Source organism: Burkholderia sp. PU8-34 (assembly GCF_053427725.1).
In genome coordinates, this window is the sequence record NZ_JBSAXC010000030.1 from 36,684 (window position 1) to 46,956 (window position 10,273).

At 58.5% G+C, this 10,273-nt stretch carries 8 protein-coding genes and 1 pseudogene; 1 reads left to right on the forward strand and 8 read right to left on the reverse strand.

All coding sequences use genetic code 11. The features are described 5' to 3' along the window. Positions 1-261: 261 nt before the first annotated feature. The 7 genes and pseudogenes from ACV22Z_RS34820 to ACV22Z_RS34850 all read right to left on the reverse strand — a co-directional run. Positions 262-481: pseudogene (locus ACV22Z_RS34820) on the reverse strand (ShlB/FhaC/HecB family hemolysin secretion/activation protein); the annotation flags it as partial. Between the two features lie 87 nt (positions 482-568). Further along, positions 569-2,086 carry a glycosyltransferase family 39 protein gene (locus ACV22Z_RS34825; RefSeq protein ID WP_448080787.1) on the reverse strand — a complete coding sequence of 506 codons (1,518 nt, stop codon included), beginning with the start codon at positions 2,084-2,086 and terminating at the stop codon, positions 569-571. A gap of 97 nt (positions 2,087-2,183) precedes the next feature. Continuing rightward, on the reverse strand, positions 2,184-3,143 hold the full coding sequence (locus tag ACV22Z_RS34830; protein ID WP_448080788.1) for a glycosyltransferase family 2 protein: 960 nt from the start codon (positions 3,141-3,143) through the stop codon (positions 2,184-2,186). A gap of 516 nt (positions 3,144-3,659) precedes the next feature. Next, positions 3,660-5,315 carry a ShlB/FhaC/HecB family hemolysin secretion/activation protein gene (locus ACV22Z_RS34835; protein WP_448080797.1) on the reverse strand — a complete coding sequence of 552 codons (1,656 nt, stop codon included), beginning with the start codon at positions 5,313-5,315 and terminating at the stop codon, positions 3,660-3,662. A gap of 95 nt (positions 5,316-5,410) precedes the next feature. Next, the gene (locus ACV22Z_RS34840) at positions 5,411-5,749 is read right to left on the reverse strand and encodes a small multidrug resistance protein (RefSeq protein ID WP_448080789.1); all 339 of its coding nucleotides are present in this window, start codon (positions 5,747-5,749) and stop codon (positions 5,411-5,413) included. Beyond that, entirely contained in the window at positions 5,746-6,936 is a 1,191-nt protein-coding gene (locus tag ACV22Z_RS34845; protein ID WP_448080790.1) for a hypothetical protein, read from the reverse strand. The genes ACV22Z_RS34840 and ACV22Z_RS34845 overlap by 4 nt, the downstream gene beginning before the upstream one ends. Positions 6,937-6,949: 13 nt before the next feature. Further along, positions 6,950-8,389, reverse strand: coding sequence for a UbiA family prenyltransferase (locus ACV22Z_RS34850; RefSeq protein WP_448080791.1), 1,440 nt, complete (start codon positions 8,387-8,389; stop codon positions 6,950-6,952). Positions 8,390-8,872: 483 nt separating this feature from the next. Between ACV22Z_RS34850 and ACV22Z_RS34855 the strand changes: the two genes are divergently transcribed. After that, a complete protein-coding gene (locus ACV22Z_RS34855) occupies positions 8,873-9,175 on the forward strand; it encodes a hypothetical protein (protein WP_448080792.1) in 303 nt (100 codons plus the stop codon). Positions 9,176-9,486: 311 nt separating this feature from the next. Here the strand turns inward: ACV22Z_RS34855 and ACV22Z_RS34860 are convergent. Further along, positions 9,487-10,273: hypothetical protein (locus ACV22Z_RS34860; RefSeq protein ID WP_448080793.1), on the reverse strand; the 787-nt coding region annotated here is incomplete at its 5' end.

Here is a 10,273-nt window from a genome sequence, read left to right on the forward strand (position 1 = left end):
ACTAAGCGTTCCATACATGCGCGAGATGCGCATCATACCGGGAACCGGAGCGGTTTTTTCATCAGATGAATGGGCTGGGTGGTAATTGGGAGAAATATTTCGGGCGGGGTGGGAAGTGGAGCAGGAATCGGTGGTGGGCGTGGGGCTTTTCGGGAACGTGCGCGATTGTGGATCGGCCTTCCGCATCGGCGATCGCCGGCTGGTATGTGTCGGCGATCACGCCCCGTTTTACCTTGGCCGCCCGTGATTGGCGAGGTCGATCTAGAACTGCGCCGTCGCCTGAAACCCGACTGTTACCCGCGCCGTCGGGAAGCCGGACGGCTTGGACGGGCGTGCCCGCGAACAGGTCGTACGCACACGCACCGAATCGCGTGCTGGCACCTCCTTTGATGCCGATCATCGCGTCCGCACGTTGCGTTCCCACCAGCGCGACCGGTTGCGGTCCCCACACGCGGCTATAGGCAAGCTCCGTGTAAGCGGCCGGCCATCCAGTTCCGCGAGCGGTTCACGCATGCGGGCAGCTAACGCTTTGTACAACCGCCTCGCCTACAAACATGCGGACAGATTTCTATTGTTGCGCAACCGACATGAACAGCGCGTAGCGCCTCGGCACCAACACCCTGCCCCAAGCCTGCTTGCGAACCTCGACAATAGTCGGCTCGACACCACTCAATGCGGCCGACGCGTCAAGGCAGACCGTATCGCCCAAGCGGCAAACAAACATCGCTCCGAGCTTGCGCGCGTCAGCGGCTGTCAGCCATGGCGTCATTCGAGGATCAATCATGTCCCAGTAGCGCGTGTATCCGCTACCGTAGAACGCGATCGATTGAGCTTCGTGTACGGAACCCGCAACGACTGGAACGTCCTGTCCGGTTCGAACGCGCCACATGGCGTTAGCGGCTTCGGCAAGTTCCGCACGCGGCTCAGCAGCGTCGTCAGATTGACGCAGCACGCCGATGTAGCCAACCGCGGCGGTTACGACGATCACCACCACCCAGTATCCCGCCAGAATCCGACCTGCACGCTCCGCCACGATTTCGAATCGGTGAGCATGCAGCACTTTCAGCCATAACGGCACGATTGCAAACCACGCTGCCATTCCCCATACCGATGCCATCTGTGTTTTCGTCAATACTGCGACAACGCCCGTTGCAATGAGCGGCCCGAGCGCCAGACACCAGAGGTCTGGACACAAGCCCGGCCTGACGTAGCTTGCCGCCATCACCTTCGCCGCCTGCCAGCGTGCACGACGAACCAGCACGATCACGAACAGGAAACTCAATGCAAGATAGCCAAGCTGCGCAGCCGTGTAGATCCCGAATCGCTCAAGCGCGGCAGGCAACGTGCCGCCGGTCCGGTCTTGCGCATAGTCGAACGTCAGAAACGCATTGTCGACGAGCCAGACAACGTGTGGCGCCAGTACGATCGCGCCCGCGATTGCCGCAAGCAGGGTTTTCCAACTGAACAGACGCATGCGCCACGCAGGCCGCACAAGTGCCGCAGCGAACAGTGCCATCAGCAAGACGACCGAAAAATACTTGCCGAGCAGTGATGCGCCCGCAAGCGCGCCCAGTGCCAGCGCAGATCGCCATCCCCCCGTCTGCATGAACCGGACAAAGCAATAGGCAGTCCACGGCCAGATCGACAACAGAACCGCATTCGCATTGAACTTGACCGCAAGATTTGAGTAGAGCGGCGAGACGGCCATCGCGAGACCTGCCACGACGGCAAGCCGACGTGGCAGGTCTCGGCCGGCAAGTGCGACGATGCCGAGCAGGCCGACCATCGCATTGAGCGAAGACAGCGCAAAATAGGCAATTTCCGTGTTTGGAAAGAATTTGAACCACGCTGCCGTGATCCACGCAAAAAGTGGCGGATGCTTGGCGTAGCCGGCCTGCCACTCGATTCCCCACGCATAGTTCTCGATCATGTCGCCCTGCATGTCGAGATTGCCTCGCGAAAGCCAGGCTGCGATGGTCCAGACGATCGCATGTGCGGGAAGCAGCGCGATCAGGAGCCATGTATTGCCGGCTTCGCGCGTCTCATCAAGGGCGTGCGGCGGTTCGTGCGTAAGTGATTGCGTCATGAGGGATGTCTGTGTACGGAGATGCACCGCCTGCGTTAACCCGCTCGCGCGTGACGGTTGTTGCATGCGGGGATGGTGTTGGCCTTGAAGGCGAGCGTCACGCGGAACCCTTTCGATGGATTCTGCGTACGACATAGACCGGACGCCGCTTCGATTCCATATAGATGCGTCCGACGTACTCGCCGATCACCCCGATGCCGATCAGTTGCACGCCGCCGAGAAACAGCACCGCCGTGATGAGCGATGCATAGCCGGGGACACCAATGCCGTGGATCAGTGTTCGGAGGATCAGATAGGTCGAATAGAAAATTGCAAAGCCCGCAGTTACGCCGCCGATATAGGTCCATACGCGCAGCGGCAGCGTGCCGAAACTCGTCAGGCCTTCCAGCGCGAAATTCCACAGCTTCCAACCCGAAAACTTTGAGCAGCCGGCCGCGCGGGGACGTCGCACGTAGTCGACGGACGTGACGCGGAAACCCACCCACGCGAAGAGCCCCTTCATGAAACGACGGTTTTCGGGGAGCTGTTTCAGCGTATCGACCACTTGTCTCGTCATCAGCCGGAAGTCGCCGGCGTTTTCCGGGATCGATGTATCGGAAATCGCGTTGTGCACGCGATAGAAAAGCGCCGCCATGCCGCGTTTGGCCCACGAATCCACATGACGATCGGCACGCATCGCGAGCACCACATCGAACCCGTCCCGCCAACGCTCCACCAACACAGGAATGACTTCCGGCGGATCCTGAAGATCTGCATCGAACGGAATCACCGCATCCCCTGCAGCTTCGTCCAGGCCCGCGGTCAGCGCCGCTTCCTTACCGAAGTTCCGGGAAAGATCGACAACACGAACGCGCGCATCCGCCTCGCAGAATGCAAGCAGCTTTTCCAGTGTGGCGTCGGTGCTGCCGTCGTTCACGCACACGATCTCGTAATCCGCGTCCGGGATGCGCAGCAGCACCGCCGTGACTTCGCGGAAGAAGGCATCGATCACCTCCTCCTCGTTATGGAACGGGACGACGAGCGAGATCAGTACGCTGGCTCGGCCGGCGTTAGTCATTTCGTTCGCCGAGTGTGTCAATTCGCATCCGGGCGGACAGATCTCCAGCGAGACTGGTGAAGCTTTTGCAACACATCGGACGCGACCACGTCGTCTTTTCAAACAGATACATAAACTTAGGTCCCGCCCCAATATTTCCGATATCCTGCATTCGCAGTCCTATTTTTTATTCGATCACTGAGCCTCGATACGAGACGAATCACCACTCCCAACGGGGTCGGTCAGGACGTGACAGAGTTCAGATACTCAGTCGGGTTACGCAATCCACGATGTGACTGCGACCCAATCATTCCGCCGCTGAGTTTCATCGCGAATCAACAGATTGCAGCAGCATGCCAAAGCCGCGCCGAACATGAAATCGGACGAAGACGAAATTGACGCGACATTTTGAGCGGATTCACCGACCACCGAACACGCCATGCTTCCTGTTTCGGTCGGACATGCCATTTTCGACGCTCTTTTTCACGATGCCCCTGCCGACGCTCGTTCGTCGGCGGGGGCAACGACGCCGAAGAGTCAGAATTGCGCAGTCAGCTGAAATCCGAACGTCACGCGCACCGTCTGGAACCCCGACGGCTTGTAGACTGGCGTGCCGGCAAACAGATCGTACGCATAGCTGCCGAATCGCGTGCCTACGCTGCCCTTCACGCCGATTACCGCACCCGCCAATTGCGTGCCGACCAGCGCGACCGGCTGTGCTCCCCACACGCGGCCGTAGTCCAGCCCCGCATAAATCGCCTGCCCCGTCTGCCCGATCGGCATCTGCAATTCATTGCGCCAGTAGAAACCGCGCGCGGCCGCCAGCATCGTCTCGCCGTCGAAGCCGCGTACCGTGTAGCGGCTGCCGATCGTGAGGTCGTCGATGTAGTACAGCGTGTTGCCGGTGTACTGGCCGTGGAATGTCCCGATGTAACGGAATGGTTGTTTGGCGATGGCGAACGGCACGGACAGGTTCGCATCGAGCACGGCCATCTTGTAGCGGTAGGTTGGGCCGCCCTCTGCTGCAAGCACGTCGTCCCGTGCGCCGAATGCGCTGACGCCTTGGCGATAGGCTAGTGTTCCGTCGAACTGCGCCCCACCGAAGTAGTGGCGATCTGTCAGACCGATCTCGACGAATGTATTGTTGCGGCGCTGCTGCGGAATCTCGGTGTCTTCGATGAAGCTTTGGCCGAAGCGGCGTGACAGCCGGAATTGCGCGCCGAGTACGTTGTTCTGGCTGCGCGACAACACGCGGTTCAGCTTGAAGTCGACGGTCTTCGAGTTGCCGCTGGCGACGAATGTCTGGTTTACGCCGGAGATCTGTTGGTAATACGTGTTCGTGTATGCCGAGAGCGTCGCGGTCCAGTAGCCCCACGGAATCGAATAGAAGCCGTTCCAGCCGTGCGAACCAAGACGCTTGTCGCCGAATTCGAGGTCCTGGCTGACGCCGATGTTGAAGATGTCGTTCAGGCCGAGCGGGTTGTCGATGCCGAGCGACAGGTTGCCTTGCAGCCTGCCGGTTGCACGCGTGCCGGAGTTGTCGATCGATGCGACAAGCGTCCATGGCTTGCCGCGCTTCACATCCAGCACGACGTCGCTTTCGCCGGGCGCATCGGCCGGCACGATCTGCATCGACACGTCCTGGCTCGATACGCGCTTCATCTGCTCGAGGCCCTGTTCGAGGTCGCGCAGGTTCAGCAGTTCGCCATCGCGCGTCGGGAACGCGGTCTTCCACGTGCCGCGCAGCTTCTCGTCGGCGAAGCGCACATGGCGGATCACGCCGGGGATCAGCGCGAGTTTCAGCACGCCACTCGACAGATCTTGCTCGGGTACAAGCACGCGCGTCGTGACGTAACCGCGCGACAGGATTGCTTGGGACAGCCCTTTGACCAGTACATTGATGCCCTGCTTACCGACGCATTGTCCGGCATAGTGGTTCAGCCATTCGCGGGCGAATGCGAAGCGATCCATCGGCAAAGCAGATGCTCCGTGCACCTTTACCGGGCCGGGCAGCGAGTCCGGCACATCGAGCGCAAGGCCGTCGATCCGGAAACACAGCGTTTCGGTTGGCAATGCCGGAAAGTCCGCACGTTCCGTCACGGTCGAGCGCACCGCCGGAGCGGAGACGGTTCGCTCGCGTTCGCGCGCTTCTTCCTGCTCACGGACGCGTTGATCGTTGCCGATCGTCGGCATCGACTGTGCCGGCACGCCGGCCGATGCGAGCAGCAACGATGCTGCGACAAGGTTGGCCTCTTGGATTTTCCTCTTCATGTATTTCATTCTCTAGATTACGCGTACCGCGTTACCATCCAGACGCCGATCAGGATGACAAGTGCGCCGGCCGCCTGCATCGGGCGCAAAAGCTGTTCGTGCAGCGCCGTGAACAACAGCACCACGAGCAAGGCGATCGCCACCATGGTCGGGTATGCGACGCCAAGTGTTGCCTTGCGCAAGGCGATCGCATAAAGGACAAACCCGATACCGTAGGCGCCGATAGCTGCGCCGCGTGCCATCCATGGCAATACGCTCGACTCGCCAAGCGCAATGCCCTTGAGAGCGGCGACTCTAAGCAACACGCTCGCGAGTCCGCCGAAAATGCCGCTTGCAATGATGATCAACCAGTTCATCGCACGGCCTCCGTCGCCGCTACCACATCCGGTTGGCGGCGCGGCAGGCAATGGGCGTCAGCCGACACTTCCTCGCTTCCGCTGAAAATCGAGTTGAATCGATTCGCACCATGCAGCGCGATCAGCACGAGCGCCGGAAACACAATCGAGAAGTTTCGCGCCTCGTCCCGATAGCCGAAGAAGACGAACAACACCAGTACCGGCAGGAATGCCGCAAGGAAGTAGACGCGGTACTGCGTGGGCGTCGCGCGCCAAGCCGCACTGAAGAACACCACCAGCGGCACGAGCATCAGAGGGTTTTCCAGACTTGGGGTGAAAATGCCTTTTCCTACGAGGTTGTAGAACGACAGATAGGACTTGGGATTCAGCCAGAATTTCAGGTTGTCCCACACGTGATATTCGACGAATCCGCCGGCATTCTCTGCATACCCGCTCATGATGAACTGTCGGGTCACTACGCAGACACTGAGTTGCAAAGCCAGCCAGCCGAAGCGTTTCGAGGCTGCGATTTCTCGCTCGTGCAGGAAGAACAAGGCGAGCGGAACGAGAAAGAATGTCTCCTTGTTCACGGAAAAAACGGCTATCGTCAGCGTGCACGCAAGCATTCGCTTCCTCAGAAGGAAATAGCACGCACCCAGCACACCGAGCAGCTCGAAGAAATCGTAGTAGTAGCCACCCTGCTGAAACGTGAGCGGGTAGACAAAACTGAACGCTGCAAGAAAACCGACGGAATGTCCAAAGCTGAGCCCGTGTAGCCTGGCCAGCTTGTAGACCAGCAACAACGCAAACAGTGTCGACAACACGATCGCGATGTATGTCAGGTGATAGACGAGCGCCACGACCGGCGTCCAGTATTCGTCCGGCACACTCGCAAAATAGGCCTTGCGCAGTGAGTCATGTCGCGTGATCGATTTGAAAAGCTTGTCCTGCTTTGCCTGGTCGAGTTGCTCGGCGATCCATTTCGCAGCTTTCGGAAACGATGAGCGGTAAACATACGGCTTCGGCGCGTCGCCGTTCATCATGCCGACAAGGCTATAGCTCGTTGCAAAATCGCCCTTCTGGTCATCACGGAAGCCCCACTTCAGCAGCATGCTGTTGGTGATGTTCCCGGCGCACACGAACAGCAGCACGTAGACAATGGCGAAGCGGCAGAACGCCCGCACCCGGTCTCGATTTTTTTCCGTCATATGCATACGCCGTTCACGGAGCCGGCAGGAAGTGAGCGGCCAGCACGATCGCCACCATGGCGCATAGCATGCTGAAACTGCCGCGGTTTTCGAGAATATGAACGATAGGGTCGTCGTGCATCGCGCCACGCACCGTCGTGATCCATAGTCGACCGAACAAGTAAATCAAGCCGATCTGCACGAACCAGAGCAGATGCGGAACCGCGTAGCGTGTGGCGGTTTCGGGTGCGTTGATGAAAAGGCCGAACACGACCACCGCAGCCAGCGATGCACCGACGCCAAACGGCCAGAGCACTTCGAGATCGCTCACCCGGTAATCGCGGCCCACGGATGCGCGTTTGTCGCTCTGACGCAAGAGCACAAGCTCGGAGCAGCGCTTCACGAGCGCGAGACTCAGAAAGGCGAATACGGAGAACGCGAGGAGCCAGCGGCTGACCGCAATTTCCGCCGCGACGGCTCCCGCCACGATCCGGTACGTGTACAGAAGCGACAACACGACGACATCGAGCAGCACGATCGATTTCAGGCGCCAGCTATACGCTGTCGTGAGCAACAGATAGAGCAAGAACATGCCGGCGAACTCGATCGACACCGCGAATGCCAATGCAAACGCCAATGCCAGCAGCAACGCCGCACAACCGACGCCGCTGGCAATTGACAACGTACCGCTCGCGAAGGCGCGGTTGCGCTTGCGAGGGTGTCGGCGGTCGTTGTCCAGGTCCCAGAGATCGTTGCCGATGTAGGTGGCGGACGCACCAAGCGACAACGACAGAAACGCGAGCGCGAGCGTGGCGACCTTGTCGGTGTCAAGGAATGCAAATGCTGTCAGCAATGGAACGAACAGCAGCAGGTTCTTGAGCCACTGGTGGACACGCAATGCTTTGCACCATGTGGCGAGGTCCGCGCGCGCATTCGGAAATTCCCGTTCGACCGGGGTGTTGCTCCGGACATTCGCGGCAACAGCAGGCGTAACGCCGGCCAGAACAGCACCCTTCGCGCCGGCCCAGATCGGCAGATCGGCTTTGCTGTCGCCTGCGTAGACGAAATCGTCGCCCACCTGCTGGCGAATGGCGGCAAGCTTGGCGTCGCTCTTCACATTTGTGCCGCCGCTGGTTGCGATGACAAGGTCGAACAGACCGAGATACGCGTCCACGCGCTCAGCGATCGACCGATGCGCGGCCGTCGCAAGAACGATCTTGCGGCCACTTTTGCGTTCGTCGCCAAGGTAGTCGACAAGCGGGTCGCGGTAGGGAAGCAACTCTGCTCGGAAATCAGCGTGCTCTGCGATTTTTGCCTTGAATGCAGCGCGACCGCAGGCGAGCCAGAATGGCAATCGCAGCAGGTTTGCAGGCTTACGTCTGACGACACGTATCACGGATTCCATCAAGGTGTCCGATGTCGTCAGCGTGCCGTCGAGGTCGACGACAAGAGGTAGTTTTCTGGTCTCTCGCATTTGTTCTGCTTCATTTTCGTTCGACGCCGATTTCGGCTATCGAAATTAATCCACGATGCAACGTAAAAATCGCCCTCAACCCGACATCAAATTCAATTCCCACCATTTCGACGCGAGGCGAGGCCTGTTATCACTCATTTCGCACAAAAGCCAATGTCGCGAAGACACAAAATACAAGCCCCAATAAAGCGCCGTTCACAAAGACGAATTTTGTGTCGCCGCTCGCCCATAAGAAATCGCCACCGTACAAATAGACCGCAAATATCATTACAAATATCTTTATGGAGGCAAAGCACATAAATGACAGCGAGAAAGCACAAAAATATAAGACAATCAGTCTAAGCATTTCATTACTTCCCAATCCGAGATTTGCCATCGTTTATCGATTTCGCTCCTGCCTCGACGCCGGCAGCACCACCTATACCAGCACCACCACGGCGCTCGCGCGCTAAATCTGTCGAACGCGTCGACTACTTCCCTTTCGTGCTGGAAGAAGCCCCTTACGACGGCTTTACCTCGCAGTTCCTGCCCGACCGTAACCGGCCAGCCTTCCCGTGGCAGAGCGTCGTCGATCGCCTGCTCGCCACCACCGGCTTTGTGCCCGGCAACCATGTGCTGCTCTCCGTCAATTACCGCTCCCAGCAATTGACCATCTCCCCCGATCACAACTACCGGATCGGCAATCGCGAGATGACCGAACAGGAGATACAGGCCCGCATCCGCCATCACGAACAATTCGCCGCTGAACGACGACCTCGACGTCGCCCTCGTTCGAAACAGGCATGAACACTGAGCCCGGCATCCGCCGGGCTCGGTGGTTCAGCTCTTGCGGTCAGACTTGAACCATGGACCGAATTTCTCGGGATCGTCGCTTAACATCCCGGCCTTGCGTAGTGGCTTCGGTAAGTGCTTCACAAATACGACAAATAGAATAATAAAAAGAGGAAGGCCAATCAGCAGCATAGATTCGTTGTCGCCAAGATCAAATGCTATGCGGCATAGTCCTGCGACCAGAAACGACCAACACCCGGCTCCACCTACGGCAACACCGCCTACGACTCCATATATCTGAGTGGTCGCATACAATCTTCGCCAGTTCACTTCTTATCTCCTACGGCCTGCCGCACGTCATTGACAACCGCCGTCCCTTTCGAACCAACCCCATAGAGCAAAAACCCCTGCGTCGCACCATACGGCCAAGGTTGTTTAATAAACGGTAGAAGATTCACATTGTCGAAACGCGGAACCGTGACGCCAAACATAGAAACAGGGCGATTGAGACCATCGGCAACGCCAACATTTAGCGGAACCTGAACTTTCAATGCCGCAATAGAGAATGCAAGATTAACTCCGTCGTACACGGCATTCCCCCATGTAGGGTTTAGCTGATTGAACCCAAACCTCAACGGATTCACTCCAGGCGAGGAAATCCCGTCATAGCGATTCATTAATCCGGTCGTACCCTCTACCATATCGCTTGCGCCAAACACGAACATCCAGGAACCGACCGCACATCCCAAGCCACTTCCGCAGAGCGCTCCACCTGTCTTCGCGGTCACGAAACCCAGTCCCGCTTTCGCCGCATCCTTCGCCACCCCAACCGGATCGTTCTTCACCGCATCGCCAATCTTCTGCAACGGCGTGTATTCAAACAACCCCGCTTCCTTCTGCTGGTTCACCCAATCCAGTTGCGGCTTCAGCTGCGATGCCTCGATTTCACTCACAAAGTTCTTGCTGCGCTCCGCACTCCCCTCCGGATACTCCGCCCAGCACTTCACCGCATAGCACGCTGCACGCGTCAGTTTCTCCTGTTCCGCCTTGTCCGTGCCTGCCTTCTCCGCAATCGCCTTCGTTTCATTTTCGTGCAGTTGCCTGTTGAACCGG